Origin of the sequence: Sphingopyxis sp., assembly GCF_036402335.1 — a bacterium.
GTDB lineage: Bacteria > Pseudomonadota > Alphaproteobacteria > Sphingomonadales > Sphingomonadaceae > Sphingopyxis.
This window is the reverse complement of sequence record NZ_DASWTD010000384.1, coordinates 1-25,788: the sequence shown is the minus strand read 5'-3', so window position 1 is coordinate 25,788 and position 25,788 is coordinate 1. Positions and strand designations below refer to the sequence as shown.

The following is a 25,788-nucleotide window of genomic DNA, read 5'->3' as shown; positions in this document are numbered from 1 at the left end:
AGCAGCGGCGTCGGCCGCCGTTGCCCCGCATCATGGCATCGCGCGAGAAATTCTTCGTGGCCCGGCGGAAAGCGTACCGTCATTCCCATGCGTTCGAACCAGCGGTTGGCGATCGGCGCGAGCCGCGGATAAAGCGCCGCGCGGAGCTCCGCGACCAGCGGCGGCAGCGGATAGGCGAAGTAGCGATACTCGCCCCGCCCGAACCCGTGCCGCGCCATATGGACGTGGCTGCGAAACCCCGCCTCCTGCGCATAGAGCGCGGCGGTCGCATCGCATTCGGCATGGCTCAGAAGCCGTGGCAGCACCGCCCACCCGTTGCGGTCGAGCGCCGCGGCGATTTCGGTCCAGTCCGCCGCGCCGAGGCGCGCGCCAATATCGTTTTCGATCGTTCGGGTCATGAACCCGCCATGCCATGGCACGCCCGCAGGCACGCCCCGTTTCTTGCTGTCAAACCGCCGCCCGCGCCCACCCCGAAAACGCAGGCTTGCCAGAGCGATGCGGGATTGTTAGGTCTCCCGTCGAATCCAACGCGAAGAAAGGAGGGCCAGATGAAATTTTCGATCGCAACATGCCCTCCCGGAAGGTTTCGAACCTTCGAGTGCTTCCACCATTAAGTCTGGAAGCCTCCGTGATCCGGTTTTGAACTGGATCGCCCCCTGACATAACGCTTTGGAGACGGCGCTTTCGCGCCGGTTCATGATATGACATCGACACCCGACACGGGCCGCGCGGATTCGATCCGCCGCGTCCTCGATTTTACCTTTCGTCACTGGGCGGGGCAGCGCGGACGCGCCGCCTTCATCGCCCTGTTTATCACCGCCTCGACGCTCACGGAGATTTTCGTGCCCCTGTTCGCGGGGCACCTGATCGACGCGCTGGCGGCCGGCCGGCGCGAGGGCGCGGTCGCGCTGTTCGCGGCGATGGCGGCGCTCGGCCTCGCGATGGTGCTGCTCCGCCATTTCGCCTGGGCGGGCATCGTCCCCTTCACCCTGCGCATGATGCGCGGCGTGACGCAGGACAGCTTCCACCGCGTCCAGCGCTTCTCGACCGACTGGCACGCCAATGCCTTTGCCGGTTCGACGGTGCGCAAGATCACGCGCGGCATGTGGGCGTTCGATACGCTCAACGACGTGCTGTTGCTGCAGTTGCTGCCGTCGGTCGTCGTGCTCGTCGGCACGATGCTTCTCCTTGGCTGGCACTGGCCGCTCCTCGGGATCGTCATGGGCATTGGCGCCGCCGCCTATGTCGCGATGACCGTCACCCTCGCCACGCGCTGGGCGTCGCCCGCCGCGACCCTGTCCAACGCGTGGGATACAAAGCTCGGGGGCCTGCTCTCGGACGCGATCGGTTCGAATGCCGTCGTCAAGGCGTTCGGTGCCGAAGACCGCGAAGAGGCGCGCGTCGAAACCCTGCTCGCCAAATGGGCGAAGCGCACGCGGCGCACATGGATGCGCTATACATGGTCGGGCAGCGCCCAGATCCTCCTCCTCTGGGTCGTGCGCAGCGCGATCACCGGCGCGGCGCTGTGGCTGTGGTGGCGCGGCGCTGCAACGCCCGGCGACGTTACCTATGTTCTGACCAGCTATTTTGTCGTTCACGGCTATCTCGTCGACATCGGCTTCCACATCCATCATCTGCAACGTTCGGTGAACGAGATGGAGGAACTGGTCGACCTTCACGACCAGCCGCTGGGAATCGAGGACCGGGCGGATGCGGAGCCGATCCGGATCGGCGCCGGCGAGGTGCGTTTCGACGATGTCACCTTCCGTTATGGCGGGCACGACACGCCGCTCTACGAGCATCTGGGCGTCCTGATCCGCGGCGGCGAGCGGATCGGCCTTGTCGGGCATTCGGGATCGGGCAAGACGAGTTTCGTCAAGCTCATCCAGCGTCTCTACGACGTGAACGCGGGCCGGGTGACAATCGACGGACAGGATGTCTCGCACGCGACGCAGCAGTCGCTCCGCGCGCAGATCGCGATCGTTCAGCAGGAACCGATCCTGTTCCACCGCAGTCTCGCCGACAATATCGCCTACGCCCGCCCCGACGCGAGCCGGGCCGAGGTCGAGGCGGCAGCACGGCTCGCCAACGCGCACGATTTTATCGCCCGGCTGCCGCGCGGCTATGCGACGCCCGTCGGCGAGCGCGGGGTCAAGCTGTCGGGCGGCGAGCGTCAGCGCGTCGCGCTCGCGCGCGCCTTCCTCGCCGACGCGCCGATCCTGATCCTCGACGAGGCAACGTCGAGCCTCGATTCGGAAAGCGAGGCGCTGATCCAGCAGGCGATGGACCGGCTGATGAAGGGCCGCACCGCGATCGTCATCGCGCACCGGCTTTCGACGGTGCGCACGCTCGACCGCATCCTCGTCTTCGATCAGGGCAAGGTGATCGAGGACGGCGACCATGAAACGCTGCTCGCGAACCCCGACGGCCAGTATCGCCGCCTGTTCGACCGCCAGTCGGGCAATATCGTCGACGAGGCCGTGCCGGTGCTCGCCGAAGGCTAGCCCGGCGCGGCGCGCGTCTTTTGCGAAAACGGGGGACGCCACCGTGCTGCCGGCGGCGTCCCCTTTTGCCCGGCCGCCACCCAGCGCATCCGCGGCACGGCGGGTCCGATCGGGACTCCTCCCCCGCCCTCCTTCGTTCTAGCCCGGTTTCGGGGGCGAGTGAGGACAGGAGCAAGGATCATGAACGCCCTTTCGACCCGGCACGAGGATCATCGGACCGATCCCGGCGTGCCATCGGGCGCCGCCGCCGCGGCGGGCGACTATGTTCTCGGCCTCCAGCTCTGCCGCGCCGGAATGCTGTCGCTGACCAGGCTGCAGCTTGCGCTCGAGCGCGGCGATCGCCCGCGCGCGATGGAAGCGATCGACGATCTCCACGCGCTCGATATCGCCGTCGAGCGCCTCGTCGACGCGCTGCCGGCGTCGGACGACCCGCGACATGCCGAGGTGCGCCTGAGCCTCCAGCGGGAGAAGATGGCGGTCGCGTTCGAAAAGCTCGCGCTGGCGAGCGGCATCAGCGGGCCGGGGCTCGCGTCGCAGCCCGCCTTCCCGCGATCCGCCGCCGCGCGTGAAAACGACGCGCAGCAGCCGGTCGCCGACTGGCCGCCCGCCGAAGGCCGAACGGCGCGCTTCGTACGGCGCCATGGTCCCCGGGCGGTGCTGCTCTTCACCATCATCGCCGCGACCCTCGCCATAATGTCTATGGCGCTTTAGTCCGTGCCGTTTCGCAGGCCTGCTTCGCCGCCCCCACCGGCCAGCTGAGCTCATAGGTCACCAGAAACCCGTCATGGTCCGACAGCTGCGGCCCGCTCGCGCCGCCGTCGAACAACGCCTCGACGCGCACCGGCCGCACCGTCAGCCGCTCGCCATCGGCAAAGAATTGCAGGTCCTGCGTATCCATCCACGGCGCATCGCCGTCCCACGACATCTTCACCTCGCACCCCGACGCGGGGTCGACGCAAACCTCGTGCACCAGGGTCAGCGGGTGATATTCGGAAAATTCCGCCCAGCGGTCCTCCGAATGGCGCATGTTGAAATCGCCTCCGAAGATCAGCGGTGCGGTCAGGTCCTGCGTGCGCGCGATGAACTCGGACGCTGCGATCGCCTGCCGCGCATGCGCCTCGCCGTCGCGCGCCGCGGATACGCCCGACGCGCCGCGCGAGTTCATATGCGTATTATAGATGTCGATCGGCGCGGGGACGCCCGGCATCGAAATCCGCGCCAGCATCACCCCCTTGTTCGACAGGCAGTCGAGCCCCGCGCACGCGCGCCGGCCATAGGCGTCGAGCGCGGTCTGGGCGATCGGATAGCGCGACGCGATCGCCAGCCCGCCCCCGAGCAGCCTGATGCCGATTTCGCCCTTCAGCGGCTTTGCCCTGCCCGCCATCTTCTCATAATCGCCGATATAGGGCGGGGTCGTCCGCCGCGGCCCCGGCGCGATCGCGGGATAGCCGCTCGCCGCGACCGCGCGCTTCGCAGCCCCGCTGAACATTTCCTGGAACAGGATCACATCGGGTCCGGTGCCCGCTTCGCGCATCGCCGCCAGCCGCTCGCCGATCTGCTTCAGCTCCGCCGACCGTCCCTTGCGTGCCGGCCAGCCCAGCCCCTCCAGATTATAGGTGAGTACCGACAGCGTCGTGCGCGCCGTCCGCCCGTCGGCGTCTACGACCACCGGCGCGGCCGGCGCGGCATCGCACGCCATCACGCGCAGCGGCGGCTTCGGGCCGCACCCGCCAAGCGCGAGCGCGCCGGCCGCGACGAGCAGGCAGCGCCGGAAATTCAGAACGGATGGGAAAAGGGTCACCGCGCTCCCCTAACGCACTCGGCCGCGATCGTCACCGCTGCAGCGGTTCACATTGCGCCCCACCATGCTAAGACCCCGTTTCCAAACCCGAAACGGGAAGCCGAACCATGATCCTCCTCCCCGCCGCGGCGCTGACGCCGCTCCTGATCCTCGCTGCCCAGCCCGTCGACAGCGCCGACCCGCCCTGGAGCGGCCAGATGCAATGCGGCGTCACATGGACCGACCCCGCCGACGCCGAGCGGAGCTGGATGCTCTCGGTTGCGAGCGACACGAACAATATGAAGCTCGCCATTTCGGACCGCGCGCGCGCCGGGGACCCCAAGCCGCTCGCCAAGGACGAAACGCGCGAACTCAAGCCGCGCAAGGCGAAGCTCGCGATCACCGGCATCGGCGACGGCGAAGTTGAAGTGACGAGCTACCCGATCGACGAAGGCCGCATGTGGCACGATGTCCCGTTCGGCCATGTCGAAAATCTCGACAAACTCCCCGCCGACTTCACGCTTACTCTCACCATCGGCGGCGGCGTGCCGATGACGATGGAAATGCGCGACTTTGCCGGCGCGCGCGCCTATCTCAAACGCTGCCTCGACCGCTGATCAACGGAAAGTCCCCCATGTACCGCCCCATCGCCGCCGCCCTCCTGCTTTCAACCGTCATCGCCGCACCCACGTCGGCCCAATCGGGCATCGACGCGGCGAACCTGACCCAGACCGTGCGCACGCTCGCCTCCGACCAGTTCCAGGGCCGCGCGCCCGGCACCGTCGGCGAGGAACGCACGATCGGCTATCTGATCGGCCGGCTGCAGGCTTTGGGGCTCGAACCCGCGGGCACCGACGGCGGCTGGACCCAGCCGGTGCCTTTGCTCCACACGCGCCTCGGCACGCCGACAACGCTCGCCTTCGACCGCAAGGGCAGCGCAACGCCGCTGACCTTCGGCACCGACATCTACCTCTCGACGCTCCAGCCCAAGGATCGGGCGGTGATCGATAGCGCGCCGCTCGTCTTCGTCGGCTACGGCGTCACCGCCCCCGAACGCGGCTGGGACGATTTCAAGGGACAGGACCTCAAGGGCAAGGTCGCGGTCTTCCTGATCAACGACCCCGATTTCGTCGCGACGAAGGGCGAGGACAGTTTCGGCAAGTTCGGCGGCCGCACGATGACCTATTATGGCCGCTGGACCTACAAGTTCGAGGAGGCCGCGCGCCGCGGCGCGATCGGCGCGCTGATCGTCCACGACACCGACGGCGTCGGCTACGGCTGGAACGTCGTCAACAGCCCCGGTGGCGAAAACTACGGCCTCGTCGTCCCGCCCGAAAAGGTGACGAGCCTTGCGTTGCAAGGCTGGATCTCGGGCGAGACCGCGACGAGCCTGTTCGCGAACGCCGGGCAGGACCTCGCCAAGCTGCGCACCGCCGCGCGCCGCAAGGATTTCAAGCCCGTCGACCTCGGCACCGGCTTCAATGCCGCGGTCCCGGTGACGCAGGAGGTCGTGCAGAGCCAGAATGTCCTCGCCAAGATCCCCGGCGCCAAGCGCCCCGACGAGGTCGTGATGTACGGCGCGCACTGGGACGCCTATGGCGAAGGCGCGCCCGACGAAAAGGGCCGCATCTACCGTGCCGGCGCCAATGACGACGCGCTCGGCGTCGCGGGGCTGTTCGAGATCGCGCGGCTGTTCAAGGCGGCGCCCGCCCCCGACCGCACGATCGCCTTCGCCTTCTGGACCGCCGAGGAACGCGGGCTGCTCGGCTCGGAGGCCTATGCGCAGAACCCGGTCTTCCCCGCCGAAAAGACCGTGGCCAACTTCGGTCTCGACATCCTCCAGACCGCCGGCAAGGCAAAGGATGTCGTCCTCGTCGGCAAGGGACAGGGCACGCTCGAGGACGATCTCGCGCGCGTCGCCAGGGCGCAGGGCCGCACCGTCAGCGTCGAAAGCCTCCCCGAACGCGGCCTCTTCTACCGCGCCGACCATTTCAGCCTTGCCAAGCGCGGCGTTCCCGTGCTGCTGATGATGGGAATCGCGGGCGCGTCCGACCTGGTCGAAGGCGGCAAGCCTGCCGGGCAAGCGTGGGTCGATGCCTATACCGGCAAATGCTATCATCAGGCGTGCGACGCGTGGGACGAAAGCTGGAACCTCGATGGCGCGGTTCAGGACATCGCCGTCTTCTACACGATCGGCGACGAACTCGCCCGCTCGGCCAAATGGCCGGGCTGGAAGGACGGTAGCGAATTCAAGGCGATCCGCGATGCCAGCGCCGCAGAGCGGAAATAGGCGGGGCGGGCAGCCGTGGGTTACGGCCGATTGCGGACGTTCCGCTGACCTAACCCGTTCGCATCGAGCGCCCCTCGGCGAAGCTTAACCTCGATGGGTGTCTCGACTTCGCTCGACACGAACGGGAATAGAGGACGGTCCGCTCCCCCACCCCAAATCGGACGCCTGCAAATAAGCCTTTCCTACAATATCCGGCTATGCCAGCCTTTATTGCGGCTCTTTCACCTGGTGCATAAAACGGTTGCTGGCCAGTTTGGTGCCAAGCAGTCACGGCTGGTCGCTTCCCGCACTCCGCAAGGTCAAATCGGGCGGCACACAGGGCTGACCTTTACTGACCTTTGGAGATTGCTGCACCGGCCGCCGCCGCTCTCCACCTCATAGCCGCCTTTCGGAATATGGCGCGAACGGTCGTTCCCGGGACATTCGCATTGGCGGAAAGCGCGCAACGCGCTATCCGCGGCGCCATGAGCCTCTTTCCGCCCGCCTCCTGTCCCCGGTTGATCGTCAAGATCGGATCGGCCCTGCTGGTCGATCCGTCGGGCGCGGTGCGGCGCGACTGGTTGGTGGGAATCGCCGCCGACATCGCCGAGCGGAACCGCGCAGGCCAACAGGTCGCGGTCGTTTCGTCGGGCGCGATCGCGCTTGGCGCTCGGCGCCTCGGCCTCGCCAAGGGTGGACGCGGGACGCTGGAAGATGCGCAGGCGGCCGCCGCAACCGGGCAGATCGCACTGTCGCAGGTCTGGGCCGAAGTACTCGGTGCCGAGGGGCTTACCGCGGCGCAGATGCTCGTTACGCTGGACGATCTCGAACATCGCCGCCGTTATCTCAACGCCGCCGCGACGCTCGACCGCCTCCTCAGCCTCGGCGTCGTGCCGATCATCAACGAGAATGACAGCGTCGCGACCGAGGAAATCCGCTTCGGCGACAATGACCGCCTTGCCGCGCGCGTAGCGCAGGCGGCGGCGGCGGGCGGCGTGATCCTGCTATCCGACATCGACGGCCTCTACGACCGCAATCCGGCGTACGAAGGCGCCGTCCATATCGCCCGTGTCGAGCGCATCGACGCCGCCGTCGAAGCGATGGCCGACACTGGATCGGCATCGGGTATGGGATCCGGCGGCATGGTGTCGAAGATCGCCGCCGCACGTATCGCCAATGCGGCGGGCGCGCATCTCGCGATCGCATCGGGCCGCATCGACCAGCCGCTGTCGGCCGAAGCGCGGCATACGCTGTTCGCCGCCGACAAGGGTGCGAGCGCGCGCAAGGCGTGGCTCGCGGGTGGACTGACCGCGAAAGGCCGGATCGAGATTGATGCGGGCGCTGCCAAGGCGCTGCAAGGCGGCGCCAGCCTGCTCGCCGCGGGCGTGACCGCGGTCAGCGGCAGTTTCGCGCGCGGCGACATCCTGGACATCGCCGGGCCCGACGGGCGCGTGATCGCACGCGGCCTGTCCGAATATCCCGGCGCCGACGCCGCAAATATCCTGGGACTTGGCCGCGACGCGCAGGAAGCCGCCCTCGGCTATGCGCCGCGCAGCGCCATGGTCCACCGCGACCATATGGTGCTGCTGTGACCCCGCCCGTCCTCGCAATGACGGGGGCCACGGGATTCGTGGGCGGAGCGACCATGCGCGACGCCATCGCCGCAGGTTGGCAAGTCCGCGCCCTCACCCGCCGCCCCCGGCCCGAACGCGAAGGCGTCACCTGGATCGCGGGCGCGCTCGACGACAAGGGCAGTCTCGCCGAAATGGCGGCGGGAGCCGATGTCGTCATGCATGTTGCAGGAGTCGTGAACGTCCCGACCCGCGCCGCCTTCGAGGCCGGCAACACGACCGCAACGGCCAACGTCGTCGGCGCCGCCCGCAATGCCGGAGTGACGCGTTTCGTCCATGTCTCGTCGCTCGCCGCGCGCGAGCCCGCGCTGTCCAATTATGGCTGGTCGAAGGAGCGTGCCGAAGCCGTCGTCATGGCGAGCGGGCTCGAATGGACGATCGTGCGCCCCCCCGCGGTCTTTGGCCCCGGCGACACCGAGATGCTCGACCTCTTTCGCATGGCGCAGCGTGGCATCGCGCTGGTGCCCCCTGGCCGCCTGTCGGCGATCTATGTCGATGAACTCGCGCGGTTACTCGTCGCGGTCGCGGCCGATCCCGGCGCCAGCGTCGGGCAGGTTTACGAGCCCGACGACGGCACGCCCACTGGCTGGTCGTACCGCGGCTTCGCCCGCGCGGTCGCGCAGGCCGTCGGTCGGCAACGCCTGTCGACGCTCGCCACTCCCGCCTCGTTGCTCAAGGCGGCCGGGCGGCTCGACAAACTCGTGCGCCGTAGCCGCGCCAAGCTGACCCCCGACCGCGCGCGTTATATTGCGCATCCCGACTGGGTCGCGACCGAGGGGAAAGCCCCGCCTCTCGCGCTCTGGCGCCCCGAGCTGGACACCGGCAAGGCGCTTGCCGAAACAGTCCGCTGGTATCGCCGCGAAGGCTGGCTCTGAGGTTACCCGTATGGCCCCGCAGCTCATCCGTCGAAGCGTGCATTGCCAAGGGCAGGCCGCATCCCTAGGTTCAGACACATGACCGAAACCACCGCCAACACCCCGAACGATCCCGCTGGCCCTTGGGCCATTCCGGTGCGCCGCCCGCTTCCGGGTGATGACAGGCCCAAATCGACGACCAGCTTTCCGCGCAAGGTCTGGCATCTGCTCGTCGCGATCAAGGATGCGTTGGCGCTCATCTTCCTGCTGCTGTTTTTCGTCCTGCTCTTCGGCCTCCTATCCGGGCGCCCGAACGCCGGCCTGCCGGTAAGCCAAGGCGCGCTGCTCATCGAACTCGACGGCATCGTCAGCGAACAGCCCGCCGAGGTCGATCCGCTCGCCGCCCTGTCGGGCGGCGCCCAGCTCAAGGAAATCCGTGTCCGCGACGTCGTCCACGCACTCGAGGTTGCCGCCGACGACAAGCGCGTGACCTCGGTCGTGCTCGACTTCGACCGCTTCCTCGGCGGCGGGCAGGTATCGCTCGCCGAGATCGGAAGCGCGATCGACAAGGTGCGCGCACAGAGGAAGCCCGTGCTCGCCTTTGCCACCGCCTACACCACCGACAGCTATCAGATCGCATCGCACGCCAGCGAAATCTGGGCGGACAATATCGGCGGCGTTGCGATTGCAGGGCCCGGCGGATCGCGCCTCTATTACAAGGGACTGATGGACCGGCTCGGTATCACGGCGCATATCTACCGCGTCGGCACCTTCAAGAGCGCGGTCGAACCTTATCTGCGCAGTGACCAGTCGCCCGAAGCGAAGGAGGCCGACCTCGCCTACGCCGGCGTGCTCTGGGAAAACTGGCTTACCGACGTAAAGAAAGCCCGCCCCGCGGCCAAGATCGACGCCTATATCGCCGACACCGCGGGCGCGGTGAAAGCGGCAGGCAACGACCTCTCGAAAGCCTCGCTCGATGCCGGCCTGATCGACAAGCTCGGTAGTCGCATGGCGTTCAACACCCGCGTTGCCGAGATCAGCGGGGCGGCCGACGACAGCAAGCCGTGGGAATATAATGCGATCCCGCTCGAAAACTGGGTCGCCGCAAACCCGCCGGCGGAGAAGGGTAGCGCGATCGCGGTCGTCCCCGTCGTCGGCGAAATCGTCGATGGCGAAGCGCCGAGCGGTGTGGCGGGCGGCGAGACTATCGCGCAGCACATTCTCGATGCCGCCGCCGACAGCAGCATCAAGGCGATCGTCCTGCGCGTCGATTCGCCCGGCGGGTCGGTGCTCGCGTCCGAGGAAATCCGCCAGGCGCTGCTCGCCGCGAAGGCGAAGAAGTTGCCGATCGTCGTCTCGATGGCGAATGTCGCGGCATCGGGCGGTTATTGGGTATCGACCCCTGCCGACCGCATCTTTGCCGAGCCCGAGACGATCACCGGCTCGATCGGCGTGTTCGGCATTTTGCCGAGCTTCGATCAGGCGCTGGCGAAGATCGGCGTCAATGCCGACGGCATCGCGACCACCCCGCTGTCGGGCCAGCCCGACGTCTTCGGCGGCGTGAACGACGAGTTCAACGCGCTCGCGCAGGCGAGCGTCGAGGACATCTATGGCCGCTTCACCGGCCTCGTCGCAAAAAGCCGCAAGCAGCCGATCGAGAAGATCCGCACAATCGCCGAAGGCCGCGTCTGGGCTGGCGGCACCGCACGCCAGATCGGGCTCGTCGACCAGTTCGGCGGCCTGCCCGATGCGCTAGCAGCCGCCGCGAAGCTCGCGAAGGTCGACGGCGATTTCCACGCCAAATATTTCGAGGACGAGCCGAGCGAATTTTCGAAGATGCTCGCGAGTTGGTCGGGCGCCGAGAAAGAGACCGCGGCGTTGCCGCGCGGCTGGTTCGGCATCGCGGCGATGAACCGCCAGCTCACCGAACGGCGGCTGGTCCAGGATCTGACGATGCTGACGCAGGCTGGGTCGGTGCAGGCATCGTGCCTCGACTGCCGCGCCTATCTGCCCGCTGTTCCGCGGCCGGGTCAGGCAGAAGCGAAGGGCTTCTTCGCGACGATGGCGCTGCTGCTGAAATAGAGCTGTGTATCCCCGCGAAGGCGGGGATCCATCTCTTGCCAGTTCGAAATAGCGCCCACCGATGATGGGCCCCCGCCTTCGCGGGGGCACGCGACTTCAAATCGAGACTTCGTCTAAGCTGCGACCGCAACCGCTTTCGCATGCTCCGCGATCGCGTCGGCCAGCGTATCGACCAGCGCCAGCGGCAGGTCGTGGCCCATGCCGGGGATCGTCAGCAACCTTGCGCCCGCGATATTTTCCGCCGTGTCGCGCCCGCCGGGCAGCGGCACGAGCGGATCATCCTCGCCATGGATGACGAGCGTTGGCGCCTTGATATCCTTCAGCATTACGCGCCGGTCGCCGTCGGCAACGATCGCGGCCATTTGCCGCGCGACGCCTTGCGGATACCAACCGCGTTCGAAGTCGGTGCGCACACGGCGCTGCAGCCGCTCCTCCGTCGAAGGATAGCCGGGGCTGCCGATCACCCGCGCGGCGTTGACCGAGTAAGCGATCAGCGCCTCCTTGTCCCCGCTCATCGGCCGGTTCGCAAGCACCTGCATGGCTTCCTTCTTCGCGCGCGGCAGGCGGCGGTTGCCTGTGGTAGACATAACCGAGGCCAGCGACAGCACGCGACCCGGATAACGCGCCGCGATATGCTGCGAGATCATCCCGCCCATCGACACACCGACGACATGTGCGCGGTCGATACCGAGATGATCGAGCAGCGCGATGCCGTCGGCTGCCATGTCGGCGAGCGTATAAGCCGGACGCACCCGCAGGCCGATCGCGGCTTTCACGAACATCCATTTCAGGTTCGGCACCCCCGCCGCCTCGAAGCGCGTCGACAAACCGACGTCGCGATTGTCGTAGCGGATGGTGCGAAAGCCGCGTTCGTTCAGCGCATCGACGAACTCGTCGGGCCAGAGCGTCAACTGGCCGCCCAGCCCCATCACCAGCAATATGACCGGCGCATCCCGCGGCCCCTTGTCCTCATAGGTGATGCTGATGCCGTTGACGGTCGCCTGTTCGGTTTTCATGAAATTCCTTTGGCTGAAAGACTAGCTTGCCGTCGCGGGCTTGTAGTGCGCAGCGTCGGATGTGAATTCGGCGCGGCCATATTCTGCGAGCTGGCGCTCGATCCGGCGGACGAGGCGGCGATCGGCGAGATGGCGGATTACCGGCAAGCGCGAGGCGACGCGGTACGCCGCCATGCGCCCTGCAATGCCGAGCATCGTCGCGCCGTAAATCAAGTGGTCACGGCGGCGCACCGGCACGCCGACATTCGCGGCGCGTTCCTCGTCGCCGGCGAGGAATGCTTTCACGAAGAAGACGCGGCTCACCGAATATTCGAGGCGGCGCTTGACCTGCCCTTTTGGCGACCTGTCCTTCGACAGCTCGGCATCCATCGTCGCGCGAAGCAGCCCGCCGCAAACCTGGTCGTCATATTCGTAACGCAACGTCGCGCTGCGCGTACGCCAGATGCGGACGATCTCCTGCGGCGTATCGGCGAGCAGGTCCTCGGGCAGGCCGAGCAGATAGCAACGGTAGCGAGCCAGCTCGACGCGGCCGCGCTCGAGCCGGGTGAAGCCGGTGCGTCCCTTCGCCAGCACTTCCTGCGACAAAAAATAGACCGGGATCAGCCCCGCCGGCATCTGGTCGAGCTGCGGGATCGGCATCCCATAGGTTTCGGCGTCCCACATGCCGGGACGCGACAGCACATTGACGCGTACCATCGAGTGCATCAGCCGCACCATCGCCGCCGCCTTGAACCCCGGCCCGTGGCGGTCGAGCGCGCCGGGGAGCGCGGTTGTCGCGAAGAAGGTCGCGGTTTCCTTCACCCGCCGCGCCGCGGTCGCCTGACCCAGCGTTCCGGTGAGCGCCATCGGCAGCGCCGAATATTTGTTGAGGAAGGTCGCGATAAACGCGCCGCGGATCAGGAAGGGCGACAGGTTCGCGGTCGCGTTGCGCTCATAGGCGGCCCCCTCCTCGACCAGCTCCATGTCGAGCCAGTCGGGCTTCTGCTCCATCTCGTGGATCAGCTGGGCGAGTTCGGGCGGCGCATCCGCGACCGCCTCGATCCCCTTGTCGCATGCGTCGACGAGCATCGCGACGGTGCGCTGGAAACCATAGCGCGGCATCAGCGCGGCATAGGCGTCGCCCGTGCGGTCGCCGAGCATTGTATATTCGCGAATCCGGCCGAGCAGGTCGGGATCGTCGAGATAGGCGGACCGGTCGATGCTGCGGACGCGACCGAGTTCGCTCACCGCATCGGCCTCCGGCGCCCAACGCTCGGGCGCCTTGTCGAAATCGAAACGGCCGAACAGCTCGGGCAAGGCATCCGCCTGACCCCGCACCCGGCGTGCGATGGTGCTGACATCAGTGTTCATAATGCGAACCTGCCACAGATTCGCGATTTGGCAAGCCTGTCGCTTGTCCTAGCCCTTCGGCCCGCGATAAGCGGGCAGCGCAAGCGACCAGTGGATCGCGGCACCGCGTAGGATAAAGCCCGCGACCGCACCTGCGACAGCCGCGACCGGCGTCCCCGTCCCCAGCCACTGCAGCAGCAGGAACAGCCCCGAGGCGAGCGCCGCCGCAGTCACATAGACTTCGGGGCGCATGATGATCGACGGCACCCCGGCAAGAATGTCGCGGATCGTGCCACCGACGCAGCCTGTGATGACGCCCATCATCAGCGCAGGAACGGGCGGAACGCCCCATGCCAGCGCCTTGGCGGTCCCGAACACTGCATAAGCGGCGAGCCCTACCGCATCGGCCCATTCGAGCAACTGTCCCCGCCACCAATGTTCGGGGGTCAGCCAGACGACCAGCGCGATCGCAATGCACACCGCGGCGATCGCGCCATCCTGCACCCAGAACACCGGCGCACCGATGAGGAGATCGCGCACGCTGCCGCCGCCGACGCCGGTGACGAGCGCGAAGAATGCCGCGGTGACGAGCGTCTGACGCAGCCGCACCGCCATCAGCGCGCCCGACAGCGCGAAGACGCCGATGCCGACGAGATCGAGCAGGCGGACGAGCGTTTGTGTATCCATCGCGCGCCGCGCTATCATCGCGCGCGATACGGCACAATGGAGAGGAGGCCGCCATGGAAGGCCGATGCACGTGCGGCGCGGTTCGTTACCGGATGATCTCGGCCCCGATGATCGTCCACTGCTGTCATTGCCGCTGGTGCCAGCGCGAGACGGGCAGCGCCTTTGTGATCAATGCGGTGATCGAGAGCGACCGGATCGCGGTCGAGGGGGTAGTCGACCAGGTGATGACGCCGTCCGAAAGCGGCAAGGGGCAGGAGATCGTCCGCTGCCCGGCGTGCCGGGTCGCACTCTGGAGCCATTATCCGACCTCGGGTCGCCGCTCGTCCTTCGTCCGCGTCGGCACGCTCGATGATCCCGATCGCTGTCCGCCCGACGTGCATATCTTCACGCGCAGCAAACAGCCGTGGATCGTCCTCCCCGACGACGCCAAGGTCTTTCCGGATTTCTACCCGTCGCCCGAAGGCGTGTGGACCGCCGACGCGCAGCGCCGGTGGCAGACGATGATGGCGGGCTGACGCCCTATTTCGCCGCCGGGCGTACACCGCCGACGATCGACAGCACGATCGCGGTCACCGCGTTTCGGATCGCGGGTTCGGCCTTCGGCGCGAAGAAGGGCGAATGATTGGTCGGCGCGGGTTCGCCCTTCGCCTTGAGGTCGGCGAGAACCGCCGGATCATAGCCGCCGATACCGAAGAAAAGCGACGGCACGCCCGCGTCGACGAATTCGGAATAATCCTCGCTGCCCGACATCGGCGCCGCGCTCGCGGGCGCGAAGACAAGGCTCTTGCCGAACATCGGCGTCAGCACCGTGACCGCGGCATTCGCCATCGTTTCATCGTTGGTCAGGACGCCGGTACCGCTGAGGTAGCGGATCGTCGGTTCGGGCGCTTTGCCCATCGCCGCCGCCGATTTCGCGACGCGTGCGGTGCCGTCCTGGAGCAGCTTGCGCACCTCGGGCGACTGCGAACGCAGGTTGACCTTCACCTCGGCGCTGTCGGGAATGATGTTGGGCGCGCTGCCCGCATTGATCGCACCGATCGTCAGCACGCCAAAGGCGGCGGGATCCTTTTCGCGGCTGATCACCACCTGCGTGTCGGTGACGAAGCGCGCGGCGATCGGAATCGGGTCGATCGTCGCCGCGGGCATCGAACCATGCCCGCCGCGACCGTGGAAGGTGATCGAATAGCTGTCCGACGCCGACGACCCGGCGCCCGCCTTGATCGCGACGACGCCGGCGGGAAGGTTCGAAACATGCGCGGCGAAGCCGAAATCGGGCTTCGGGAAGCGCGTGAACAGCCCGTCGTCGAGCATCGCGCGCGCACCGAGCAGCGGTTCCTCGGCAGGCTGGCCAATCAGCATCACCGTACCCGACCAGCTGTCGCGCATCGCCACGAGCGCCTGCGCGACGCCGACCAGATAGGCGACATGCGTGTCGTGCCCGCACGCGTGCATCACGGGCACATCCTTGCCCTCATAGGTTGCGCGCGCCTTGCTCGCCCAGGCGAGCCCGGTCTTTTCCTCCATCGGCAGCGCGTCCATGTCGGCGCGCACGAGGATGGTCGGACCCTCGCCATTCTTCAGTACGCCGACGACGCCGGTGCCGCCGACCTTCTCGGTCACGGTGAAGCCCGCCTTGCGCAAGTGCTGCGCGAGGATGCCCGCGGTGCGCACCTCCTGCATCCCGAGTTCGGGATTCTGGTGCAGGTCCTTGTAGAGCGCGTCGAGCGCCGGGTAATTCTTGTCGAGCAGCGCAGTCAGCCGCGCGTTGGCGCTCCCCAAATCGGGTGCCGCCTGCGCGCTGGTCGCGATGAGGGACAGGGCCAGCGAAGCCGCCGCCCAGAGCCCGTGCTTCGCCATTACTCTCTCCCCCATTATCGTTTTGTCAGGTGTGGATCGGTTTGCCCGTCACCGCCATCGCGGCTTCCTTGATCGCTTCGCTGTGCGTCGGATGCGCGTGGCAGGTGTAAGCGATATCTTCCGACGTCGCGCCGAATTCCATCGCCTGCGCCGCCTGCGCGATCATCGTGCCCGCGACGCTCGCGATGCACCACACGCCGAGCACGCGGTCGCTCTTGGCATCGGCGATCACCTTCACGAAACCGTCGGGCTCGTGGTTGGTCTTGGCGCGGCTGTTCGCGAGCATCGGGAATTTGCCGACCTTGACCTCGCCCTTTTCCTTCGCCTGCTCTTCGGTCAGGCCGACGCCGGCGATTTCGGGCCAAGTGTAGACGACCGACGGGATGACGTCGTGGTTCACGATGCCGGTCAGCCCCGCGATATTTTCGGCGCAGGCGATACCTTCGTCTTCGGCCTTGTGTGCGAGCATCGGGCCGGGGATGACGTCGCCGATCGCCCAGATGCCGGGGACCTGCGTCGAGAAATCATGGTCGGTTTCGATCTGGCCGCGCTGGTTGACCGCGAGGCCTGCCTTGTCGAGACCGAGGCCATCGGTGTTCGGGCGGCGCCCGATCGACACGAGCACGACATCGGCTTCGAGCGTTTCGGCGTCGCCGCCGGCCGCGGGTTCGAGCGTCAGCACGGCCTTCTTGCCCTTGACCGTGGCCGACGTGACCTTGGTCTTGAGCTTGAATTCCATGCCCTGCTTCTTGAGGATCTTGTTCGCTTCCTTGCGGACGTCGCCGTCCATGCCGGGCAGGATCTGGTCGAGGAATTCGACGACGGTGACCTTGGCGCCAAGGCGGCGCCACACGCTGCCCAGTTCGAGCCCGATCACGCCGCCACCGATGACGACCAGATGGTTCGGCACCTTGGCCAGTTCGAGCGCACCGGTCGAATCGACGATGACCTGCTTGTCATTGTCGACATCGACGCCCGGAAGCGGGGTCACCGACGAGCCGGTAGCGATGATGATATTTTTGGCGCGATACGCCTTGCCCGCGACCTCAACGCTGTCCTTCGACGTGAACTGCGCATAGCCCTTCAGCCAGTCGACCTTGTTCTTCTTGAACAGGAATTCGATGCCGCCCGTCAGGCCCTTGACCGCGTCGATGCGCTGGCCGTGCATCGTCGGCAGGTCGAGCTCGGGCTTCACCTTGATGCCCATTTTCGCCATCGAGCCATTGGCGGCGGCGTCGAAATATTCCGACGCGTGGAGCATCGCCTTCGACGGGATGCAGCCGACGTTGAGGCAGGTGCCGCCCAGCGTCTCGCGCCCTTCGGCGCACGCGGCCTTGAGGCCGAGCTGCGCCGCGCGGATCGCCGCGACATAACCGCCGGGGCCCGAACCGATGACAAGGACGTCGTAGTCGTAATCAGCCATAACTCACTCCATATGTGTTCCTGCGAACGCAGGAACCCAGGGTGTCAAAGCGATAGCCTGTCGAACAAATCCAGCCACTGCGGATTATCGCGTTCGATCAGTTCAACTTTCCACGCCCGCTTCCATTTCTTCATTTGCAGCTCGCGCTGACGCGCTTGCTGAATATCGTCAAACGCTTCGTACCAGACCAGCCGCGTGCAGCCATATTTCTTGCTGAAGCTGTCGGTCACTTCATTGCGGTGCTGCCAAACCCGCTTCAGAAGATCACTGGTAACACCCAAATATGTCGTCCCGTTGCGGCCACTGGCCATCAGGTAGAGATATCCGGGTTTGTTCATTCAATTCTCCGGTATGGGAGGCCGAATGGCAGCCTGCCCCACCCTGGGCTCCTGCGTTCGCAGGAGCGCATTGTTTTACAGATCGATCAGCAGACGCGTCGGATCCTCGATCGCTTCCTTGATCGTCTTGAGGAAGGTCACCGCCTCGCGGCCGTCGATCAGACGGTGGTCATAGCTCATCGCGAGATACATCATCGGGCGAATCACGATTTCGCCACCCCGGACGACCGGGCGGTCCTCGATGCGGTGGAGGCCGAGCACCGCCGACTGCGGCGGATTGATGATCGGGGTCGACATCAGGCCGCCGAACACACCGCCGTTCGAGATGGTGAAGGTGCCGCCGGTCATGTCGTCGATCGTCAGCGTGCCGTCCTTGGCACGCTTGCCAAGGTCGGCGATCGCCTTTTCGATGTCGGCGAACGACAGGCTGTCGGCGTTGCGCACGACCGGGACGACGAGGCCGTTCGGGGCGCTGACCGCGACCGAGACATCGAGGTAGTCGTGATAGACGATCTCGTCGCCGTCGATCCGCGCGTTCACCGCGGGAATGTCATGCGCGGCGAGCGCGACCGCCTTGGTGAAGAAGCTCATGAAGCCGAGGCGCACGCCATGCTTCTTTTCGAAGCTTTCGCGATATTTGTCGCGCGTCGCCATCACGGCCGACATGTCGACGTCGTTGAACGTCGTCAGCATCGCCGCGGTGTCCTGCGCGGCTTTCAGGCGCTTCGCGATCGTCTGACGCATGCGCGTCATCTTGACGCGTTCTTCGTGGCGGCCCGGCGCGCCGCTTGCAACCGGTGCGGCAGCAACAGCAGCCGGAGCCGGAGCGGCAGCCGGCGCGTTGTTCGCGGCCGCGAGCACATCTTCCTTGGTCAGGCGGCCATCCTTGCCGCTGCCCTGAATCTTCGTCGGGTCGACGCCATGCTCGAGCACGAGGCGGCGCACCGCGGGCGACATGGTCGTGACGGTGTCGACGCTTTCGTCGGCCGGTGCCGCGGTCGCGGCAGGAGCCGGCGCCGCAGCCTCGGCCTTGGCGACCGGTGCGGGAGCAGGCGCAGCAGCGGCAGGCGCCGGAGCAGCGGCAGCACCGCCGGCCTCGATCGTCGCGATCGCCGCACCGACATTCACCGTATCGCCGACTGCGGCGAGTTGCTGGCCCATCACGCCCGCGACGGGCGACGGCACTTCAACCGCGACCTTGTCGGTCTCGAGGCTTGCAATAGGTTCGTCGAGCGCAACGGCCTCGCCCGGCTTCTTCAGCCATTCGCCGATCGTCGCTTCGGTGACGCTTTCGCCCAGCGTGGGGACTTTGACTTCGGTGCTCATAGGTGCAGTTCCTTGGGGATTAGGCTCTGGGCTCAGGCTTTGTTCTTGGTACGACGGATTTCGGCGCGAACCGACAGGCCGAGCGCATCGGCGACGAGCGCCGACTGTTCGGTCTGGTGGCGGCTCATCAGGCCGGTCGCCGGCGATGCAGCGGCGGCACGACCGGCATAGCGTGGGCGCATGCCCTTGTGGCCGGCTTCGGTCAGCGCCTCTTCGATCAGTTCGTTGACGAAGAACCAGGCGCCGTTGTTGCGCGGTTCTTCCTGCGCCCAGACGACCTCTTCGAGGTTCGACATCCGCTTCAGGCGAACCGCGAGCGGCTCACCCGGGAAGGGATAGATCTGCTCGACGCGAACAATCGTCGTGTCGGTGAGGCCCGCAGCATCGCGCGCTTCCATCAGGTCGTAACCGACCTTGCCCGAACAGAGGACGACACGCTTGATGTCCTTGTCTGCCGGCGGCGTGCGATCCGACATCAGGCGGCGGAAATGCGCGTCGCCGATGAAATCCGAACGTTGCGATACCGCCAGCTTGTGGCGGAGCAGCGATTTCGGCGTCATGATGATCAGCGGCTTGCGGAACGGGCGCAGCATCTGGCGGCGCAGGACGTGGAAATAGTTCGACGGGGTCGAAATATTGCACACCTGGATATTGTCGCCCGCGCAAAGCTGGAGGAAGCGCTCAAGACGCGCCGAACTATGCTCCGGCCCCTGCCCTTCATACCCGTGCGGGAGCAGCAGCACGAGGCCGTTGGCGCGCAGCCACTTGGCTTCGCCCGACGCGATGAACTGGTCGATCATGATCTGCGCGCCGTTGGCAAAATCGCCGAACTGCGCCTCCCACAGCACGAGGCTCTTAGGATCGGCCATCGCATAACCATATTCGAAGCCGAGCACGCCATATTCGCTCAAGGGACTGTCGAGCACCTCGAAACGGCCGTGCGGAACGGTCGTCAGCGGCACATATTTGGCTTCGGTCTTCTGGTCGACCCAGACGGCATGACGCTGGCTGAAGGTACCGCGGCCCGAATCCTGACCCGACAGGCGCACCTGATAGCCTTCGCTGAGCAAGGTGCCGAACGCGAGGCTTTCGGCGGTCGCCCAGTCGAACACCTCGCCGTCGCTCTTGTCGGCGAACATCGCGCCGCGCGCGTCGATCACGCGGCGAAGCGTCTTGTGAACCTCGACGTCGTCGGGGATCGTCGTCAGCGTGCGACCGATCGAATCGAACAATTTGTCCGACACGCCGGTCGAGATGTTGCGGCGCGCATTTTCGGGGTCAGCCGGGGCGTGCAGCCCCGACCAGCGGCCCGCGAACCAGTCGGCCTTGTTCGGCTTGTAGCTCTTCGCCGCTTCAAAATCGCCTTCGAGCCGCGCGACGAATTCGGCGCGGTGGGCGTCGGCCCAGCCAGCGTCGATGACGCCTTCGGCCTCGAGCTTCGCGGCGCACAGCTGCGACACCGGCGGATGCTGGCGGATGACGGCGTACATCAAAGGCTGGGTGAACGAAGGCTCGTCACCTTCGTTATGGCCGAAGCGGCGGTAGCACCACATGTCGATCACGACGTCGCGCTTGAACTGCTGGCGGAAATCAATCGCGAGCTTGCACGCGAAGGTCACCGCCTCGGGATCGTCGCCGTTGACGTGCAGGATCGGCGCCATCACGCCCTTTGCGACGTCCGACGGATAGGGCGACGAGCGCGCGAACTGCGGACTGGTCGTGAAACCGATCTGGTTGTTGACGATGAAATGGATGCAGCCACCGGTGTTGTAGCCGCGGATGCCCGAGAAGCCGAGGCATTCCCATACGATTCCCTGCCCAGCAAACGCCGCGTCGCCGTGGATCAGCACGGGCAGAACCTGCTCATGCTTGGCCAGATCGTCGCGCACCACCTGCTGCGCCCGCACCTTGCCAAGGACAACCGGATCGGCCGCTTCGAGGTGCGACGGGTTAGGGACCAGCGACATATGCACCGACGCGCCGCCGAACTCGCGGTCGGTCGATGTGCCGAGGTGATATTTGACGTCGCCCGACCCGCCGACATCGTCGGGGTTCGCCGAGCCGCCGGCAAATTCGTGGAAGATCACTTTGTACGGCTTCGCCATGACGTTCGCGAGCATGTTGAGACGCCCGCGATGCGCCATGCCATAGACGATCTCGCGTACGCCGTACTGGCCGCCATATTTGATGATGGCTTCCATGGCCGGAATCATCGATTCACCGCCGTCGAGCCCGAAGCGCTTGGTGCCGACATATTTGCGCGCGAGGAATTTCTCCCACTCCTCGGCTTCGATCACCTTGTTCAGGATGGCGCGTTTGCCCTCGACCGAAAATTCGATGATCTTGTCGGCGCCTTCCATCCGTTCCTGCAGGAACTGGCGCTCCTCGATATCGGCGATATGCATATATTCGAGGCCGACATTGCCGCAATAATTGGCGCGCAGGATCGCGACGATCTCGCGAATGGTCGCCTTTTCCAGACCCAGCGTACCACCGATGAACACCGGGCGGTCCTGATCGGCACCGACAAAACCGTGAAACTCGGGCGTCAGGTCGGCGGGCAGCTCTCGTGTGCTGAGGCCGAGCGGATCGAGATTGGCAGCAAGATGCCCGCGCACGCGATAGGTGCGGATCAGCATCATCGCGCGGATCGAATCGTCAGCGGCTCGCTCGACTTCGGCGTTCGACAGCGGGGCACCCGCCTTGGCGGCGGCAGCCTTCACTGCAACCTGCATCTGCTGCGGATCGAGCGCGGCGGTCAGGTCGTCGCTGTCGATCTGCGGCCAGTTCTTCGGCGCCCAGCTCGGGCCGGCCTGCGGCTCGTCGATGTCGAAGCTTTGTCGTTCGAGGTTCATCTGCTTTTCCACGGGGAGGTAGGGGTGGGTATTATATATGGGAAGCGGGAGGCCCGCCGGCAAAGGGTGCCGGCGGGCCGCCTGCTCAGACGCGTTCTTTCAGCACTTCGGCGAGGGTCGAGCCGAGTTCCGACGGGCTCGCCGACACCTTGATGCCGGCGGCTTCCATCGCCGCGATCTTGCTTTCGGCGTCGCCCTTGCCGCCCGACACGATCGCGCCGGCGTGGCCCATGCGGCGCCCCGGAGGTGCGGTGCGGCCCGCGATGAAGCCGGCCATCGGCTTTTTGCGGCCGCGCTTGGCTTCGTCGATCAGGAACTGCGCTGCCTGTTCCTCGGCGTCGCCGCCGATTTCGCCGATCATGATGATCGACTTTGTCGCTTCGTCGGCGAGGAAGAGTTCGAGCACGTCGATGAAGTTGGTACCGTTGACAGGGTCGCCGCCGATGCCGACCGCGGTGGTCTGGCCGAGGCCGACGTTCGTCGTCTGGAACACCGCTTCATAGGTCAGCGTGCCCGAGCGCGAGACGACGCCGACGCTGCCCTTCGAGAAGATGCTGCCGGGCATGATACCGATCTTGCACTCGCCGGGCGTCAGTACGCCGGGGCAGTTCGGGCCGATCAGGCGCGACTTCGAACCCGACAGCGCGCGCTTCACCTTGACCATGTCGAGCACCGGAATGCCTTCGGTGATGCAGACGATCAGTTCCATCTCGGCATCGATCGCCTCGAGGATCGAGTCGGCGGCGAACGGCGGCGGAACATAGATGCAGCTCGCGGTCGCGCCGGTCGCGGCCTTCGCTTCCTCGACGGTGTTGAAGTTCGGCAGGCCGATATGCGTCGTGCCGCCCTTGCCCGGCGTCACGCCGCCGACCATCTGCGTGCCATAGGCGAGCGCCTGTTCGGTGTGGAAGGTGCCGGTGGCACCGGTCATCCCTTGCGTGATGACCTTAGTATTCTTGTCGATGAGGATAGACATATTTCAATAAACTCCACGATGGCCCACGCGTTAAACGGGCGTGCTCAATCTTCAGTCACAACCGTATGGACAGGATCGTCGAAACCGCGACACGTCGTACGCGGCATCGAACTCAAGGTTTTTCCTCCAACTTTTGCAATTCAGCCTTCTGCTTCGCCGCCAATTCCTTGGCAGTCGAAGCATCGAACGTAACGATTTCCGCCATTCCCATAGCCGACACGTCTTCGATTCTGATTTCAAAGCCGTCCGAATAAAAAGGCATGGTCGAAGAGACAAACTCTCCAGGCGGCAGGGATTTCACGTCACCGCCATGGGTGTGCGGAAAAACTCCTCGAAAAGCGCTCGAAGCATTCCAACGGGACGAAAAAACGCCACACCGCCGAACCACACCGTCGATGGGCGGCGTATATTCTGCGAAGACAAGATAGGACCGGTCGCCAGACACGCCAGCATAAGCTTTCAGGTCCGAATAGTGACCATATCGTTCCTTCACTTGCCTCGGCAGCGTTCCGGAATCAACGGCCTCCCAACCGGAGGGCAAACTCACCTGTCCCTCCGCGCAGGCTTGCCAAAAAAAATTGGCAAGGCCTGACGGCTGATCGACTTGCGTCGCCGCCATCAAAAGCAAGGCCGCAGATAACGTCACGCCAGCGACGGATCCAGCGCCTTGCACGCGTCGAGCAGTTCCTTGACCGCGTCGACCGATACCTGAAGCCCAGCCTTGTCTTCGGCATCGAGTTCGATCTCGACGATCTTCTCGACACCGCCAGCACCGATCAGCACCGGCACGCCGACATAGAGACCGTCGAGGCCATACTGGCCGTCGACATAGGCGGCGCAGGGCAGGATGCGCTTCTGGTCGCCCAGATAGGCTTCGGCCATCGCGATACCCGAAGCGGCCGGCGCGTAGAAAGCCGAACCGGTGCCGAGCAGCGCAACGATTTCGCCGCCGCCGCCGCGGGTGCGCTTGACGATCGCGTCGATCTTGTCCTGCGACGACAGGCCCATCTTGACGAGGTCGGGAACAGGAATGCCGTTGACGGTCGAGTAGCGGACGACGGGGACCATCGTGTCGCCGTGCCCGCCGAGCACGAAGGTGTTCACATCCTTCACCGACACGTCGAATTCGTCGGCGATGAAGTGGCTGAAGCGCGCCGAGTCGAGCACGCCCGCCATGCCGACGACCTTGTTGTGCGGCAGGCCCGAGAATTCGCGCAGCGCCCAGACCATGGCATCCAGGGGGTTGGTGATGCAGATGACGAACGCGTCGGGCGCGTTGGCCTTGATGCCTTCGCCGACCGCCTTCATGACCTTCAGGTTGATGCCGAGCAGGTCGTCACGGCTCATACCCGGCTTGCGGGCGACACCGGCGGTGACGATGATGACGTCGGCGCCGGCGATGTCGGCATAGTCGTTCGTGCCGGTGATCTTCGCGTCGAAGCCCGCGATCGGGCCGACCTGCGACAGGTCGAGCGCCTTGCCCTGCGGCACGCCTTCGACGACGTCGAACAGGACGACATCGCCCAGTTCCTTCTGCGCGGCGAGCAGCGCCAGCGTTCCGCCGATATTCCCGGCTCCGATCAATGCGATCTTCTTGCGTCCCATGGCGCGCGGCACTCCCTTCTGGCAAGCCCGGCAATTGGTTCACAGACCGGCGGGAGCACGGGCTAAAGCTCCGCTCCGGTCCCAAGACTGGCGACGCCCCTACGCCGATTCCGTTAAGGAAACAACCGCGAAAAGGACGGAAAACATCGTTTCTTTGCTAATAGTTCGCAATAACTATAAGACCGGTGACGAGTCTCCCGTTGACATGGGAATGGAGGCAAAGTGCGACAAGGATATGATGCTTGTGCAATGCCGATATCATCCGTTCCCATGCCAAAGCCGGATCTTCGGGGAGCAAGTTCCGCCCCGACAGCTATCCCGACCCGGGGAAGCATCGTGCGCAGACGGGGTTCCCGCAGCGGCCGGTTAACTCTCCCTTATCGCAGCCCTGCTAGGCGCGAGGGATGACCCGGGCGATCATCAGCTTCGACACCGAATTATCCGCGGGGCTCTACCAGCGCGGCGCCGATGCGCGCGCCAATTTCGAAAGCTCGATCCTCGGACGCTGCCGCGATGGCGATTTCGGCATCCATTTCCAGATGGATATGCTCGAGCGTTACGGTCTAACCGGAGTGTTCTTCATCGATCCGATGCCTGCGCTGGTTTACGGGCCTGAAGTGATCGACGCGATCGTCCGGCCCGTCGTCGCACGCGGGCACGAAGTGCAGGTCCATATCCACACCGAATGGCTCGCCTTCGCGCGCTTCAACCCGGTCGGACGGCTGACCGGGCGCAACATCGGCGACTTCCCGCTGGCGGCTCAAAAAAAGCTGATCGGCCTCGCTCGCGATATATTGGTAGGCGCAGGCGCACCGAAACCGACCGCCTTTCGCGCCGGGAATTTCGGCGCCAACGACGATACGCTCCGCGCGCTCGCCGCCTTGGGCTTCCGTTTCGACAGCAGTTTCAACGGTGCGTATCTCGGCCACGGCTGCGCCATTTCGCTCGACGCAGCCAACCTTGGCATGCGGACGCACCACGGCGTGGTCGAGGTGCCGGTCAGCGGCCTGATGGATCGCGCCAGTCGGTTCCGCCCGGCCCAGCTTTGCGCCATGTCCGAACAGGAAATGCGCGACGCGCTCGGTCATTCGGCAGCGAGCGGCGCGATCCAGTTTTCCGCCTTCAGCCACAGCTTCGAATTGCTCAGCCGCGACCGCCGGGTTCCGAACGGCCTGGCGATTTCGCGTATGGAGGCGCTATGCCACGCGGTCGCCAGTGACATACGCGTGACCAGCGGGGGTTTCGCGACGCTGCCC

General features: G+C 65.8%; 22 protein-coding genes. 9 read left to right on the top strand and 13 right to left on the bottom strand.

The genetic code is table 11. The annotated features are described in order from the left end of the window. The coding region (locus VGD20_RS12230; protein WP_331134710.1) for a 2OG-Fe(II) oxygenase at positions 1-398 on the bottom strand (398 nt) is incomplete at its 3' end. A gap of 303 nt (positions 399-701) precedes the next feature. On the opposite strand from VGD20_RS12230, the gene VGD20_RS12225 reads away from it, so the two are divergent. Further along, the gene (locus VGD20_RS12225) at positions 702-2,504 is read left to right on the top strand and encodes an ABC transporter ATP-binding protein (protein WP_331134709.1); all 1,803 of its coding nucleotides are present in this window, start codon (positions 702-704) and stop codon (positions 2,502-2,504) included. 180 nt (positions 2,505-2,684) lie between these two features. After that, entirely contained in the window at positions 2,685-3,215 is a 531-nt protein-coding gene (locus VGD20_RS12220) for a hypothetical protein (RefSeq protein WP_331134708.1), read from the top strand. Here VGD20_RS12220 and VGD20_RS12215 read toward each other — a convergent pair. Beyond that, positions 3,202-4,305 carry an endonuclease/exonuclease/phosphatase family protein gene (locus VGD20_RS12215; RefSeq protein WP_331134707.1) on the bottom strand — a complete coding sequence of 368 codons (1,104 nt, stop codon included), beginning with the start codon at positions 4,303-4,305 and terminating at the stop codon, positions 3,202-3,204. The two genes, VGD20_RS12220 and VGD20_RS12215, sit on opposite strands and share 14 nt — an antisense overlap. 107 nt (positions 4,306-4,412) lie before the next feature. Here VGD20_RS12215 and VGD20_RS12210 point away from each other — a divergent pair, with 107 nt between their 5' ends. From VGD20_RS12210 to sppA, 5 genes are all read left to right on the top strand, one after another. After that, positions 4,413-4,901, top strand: coding sequence for a hypothetical protein (locus VGD20_RS12210; protein ID WP_331134706.1), 489 nt, complete (start codon positions 4,413-4,415; stop codon positions 4,899-4,901). 17 nt (positions 4,902-4,918) lie between these two features. Next, the gene (locus tag VGD20_RS12205; protein ID WP_331134705.1) at positions 4,919-6,574 is read left to right on the top strand and encodes a M28 family metallopeptidase; all 1,656 of its coding nucleotides are present in this window, start codon (positions 4,919-4,921) and stop codon (positions 6,572-6,574) included. A 464-nt stretch (positions 6,575-7,038) separates the two neighbouring features. After that, the gene (proB, locus tag VGD20_RS12200; RefSeq protein WP_331134704.1) at positions 7,039-8,145 is read left to right on the top strand and encodes a glutamate 5-kinase; all 1,107 of its coding nucleotides are present in this window, start codon (positions 7,039-7,041) and stop codon (positions 8,143-8,145) included. Between the two features lie 17 nt (positions 8,146-8,162). After that, the gene (locus tag VGD20_RS12195; RefSeq protein ID WP_331134711.1) at positions 8,163-9,059 is read left to right on the top strand and encodes an NAD-dependent epimerase/dehydratase family protein; all 897 of its coding nucleotides are present in this window, start codon (positions 8,163-8,165) and stop codon (positions 9,057-9,059) included. A gap of 78 nt (positions 9,060-9,137) precedes the next feature. Beyond that, complete coding sequence (gene sppA / locus VGD20_RS12190) at positions 9,138-11,120, top strand: signal peptide peptidase SppA (protein ID WP_331134703.1); 1,983 nt, start codon at positions 9,138-9,140, stop codon at positions 11,118-11,120. Between the two features lie 113 nt (positions 11,121-11,233). On the opposite strand, the gene VGD20_RS12185 is transcribed toward sppA, so the two are convergent. From VGD20_RS12185 to VGD20_RS12175, 3 genes are read right to left on the bottom strand one after another with little or no spacing between them, the layout of a single operon-like run. Then, positions 11,234-12,136, bottom strand: coding sequence for an alpha/beta fold hydrolase (locus tag VGD20_RS12185; RefSeq protein ID WP_331134702.1), 903 nt, complete (start codon positions 12,134-12,136; stop codon positions 11,234-11,236). Between the two features lie 21 nt (positions 12,137-12,157). Next, positions 12,158-13,486: a hypothetical protein gene (locus VGD20_RS12180; protein ID WP_331134701.1), complete on the bottom strand. Its 1,329-nt coding sequence runs from the start codon at positions 13,484-13,486 to the stop codon at positions 12,158-12,160. A 48-nt stretch (positions 13,487-13,534) separates the two neighbouring features. Next, positions 13,535-14,152, bottom strand: coding sequence for a trimeric intracellular cation channel family protein (locus VGD20_RS12175; protein ID WP_331134700.1), 618 nt, complete (start codon positions 14,150-14,152; stop codon positions 13,535-13,537). Between the two features lie 53 nt (positions 14,153-14,205). On the opposite strand from VGD20_RS12175, the gene VGD20_RS12170 reads away from it, so the two are divergent. Further along, a complete protein-coding gene (locus VGD20_RS12170) occupies positions 14,206-14,667 on the top strand; it encodes a GFA family protein (RefSeq protein WP_331134699.1) in 462 nt (153 codons plus the stop codon). A 4-nt stretch (positions 14,668-14,671) separates the two neighbouring features. On the opposite strand, the gene VGD20_RS12165 is transcribed toward VGD20_RS12170, so the two are convergent. The 8 genes from VGD20_RS12165 to mdh all read right to left on the bottom strand — a co-directional run bounded on the left by VGD20_RS12165 (position 14,672) and on the right by mdh (position 24,532). Further along, a complete protein-coding gene (locus VGD20_RS12165) occupies positions 14,672-16,009 on the bottom strand; it encodes an amidohydrolase (protein WP_331134698.1) in 1,338 nt (445 codons plus the stop codon). Positions 16,010-16,034: 25 nt separating this feature from the next. Then, positions 16,035-17,432: a dihydrolipoyl dehydrogenase gene (gene lpdA, locus VGD20_RS12160; protein WP_331134697.1), complete on the bottom strand. Its 1,398-nt coding sequence runs from the start codon at positions 17,430-17,432 to the stop codon at positions 16,035-16,037. Between the two features lie 44 nt (positions 17,433-17,476). Continuing rightward, positions 17,477-17,770 (bottom strand): GIY-YIG nuclease family protein, encoded by a 294-nt coding sequence (locus tag VGD20_RS12155; RefSeq protein ID WP_331134696.1) that lies wholly within the window; start codon positions 17,768-17,770, stop codon positions 17,477-17,479. A gap of 75 nt (positions 17,771-17,845) precedes the next feature. After that, positions 17,846-19,096, bottom strand: a complete 1,251-nt coding sequence (gene odhB / locus VGD20_RS12150; protein WP_331134695.1) for a 2-oxoglutarate dehydrogenase complex dihydrolipoyllysine-residue succinyltransferase — start codon at positions 19,094-19,096, stop codon at positions 17,846-17,848. A 32-nt stretch (positions 19,097-19,128) separates the two neighbouring features. Beyond that, positions 19,129-21,951, bottom strand: a complete 2,823-nt coding sequence (locus VGD20_RS12145; protein WP_331134694.1) for a 2-oxoglutarate dehydrogenase E1 component — start codon at positions 21,949-21,951, stop codon at positions 19,129-19,131. A gap of 85 nt (positions 21,952-22,036) precedes the next feature. Further along, positions 22,037-22,927 carry a succinate--CoA ligase subunit alpha gene (sucD, locus tag VGD20_RS12140; RefSeq protein ID WP_037517798.1) on the bottom strand — a complete coding sequence of 297 codons (891 nt, stop codon included), beginning with the start codon at positions 22,925-22,927 and terminating at the stop codon, positions 22,037-22,039. Between the two features lie 112 nt (positions 22,928-23,039). Then, entirely contained in the window at positions 23,040-23,573 is a 534-nt protein-coding gene (locus tag VGD20_RS12135; protein ID WP_331134693.1) for a hypothetical protein, read from the bottom strand. Then, on the bottom strand, positions 23,570-24,532 hold the full coding sequence (gene mdh / locus VGD20_RS12130) for a malate dehydrogenase (protein WP_331134692.1): 963 nt from the start codon (positions 24,530-24,532) through the stop codon (positions 23,570-23,572). Before mdh ends, VGD20_RS12135 begins: the two co-directional genes overlap by 4 nt. 404 nt (positions 24,533-24,936) lie before the next feature. Between mdh and VGD20_RS12125 the strand changes: the two genes are divergently transcribed. Continuing rightward, the coding region (locus tag VGD20_RS12125; RefSeq protein WP_331134691.1) for a hypothetical protein at positions 24,937-25,788 on the top strand (852 nt) is incomplete at its 3' end.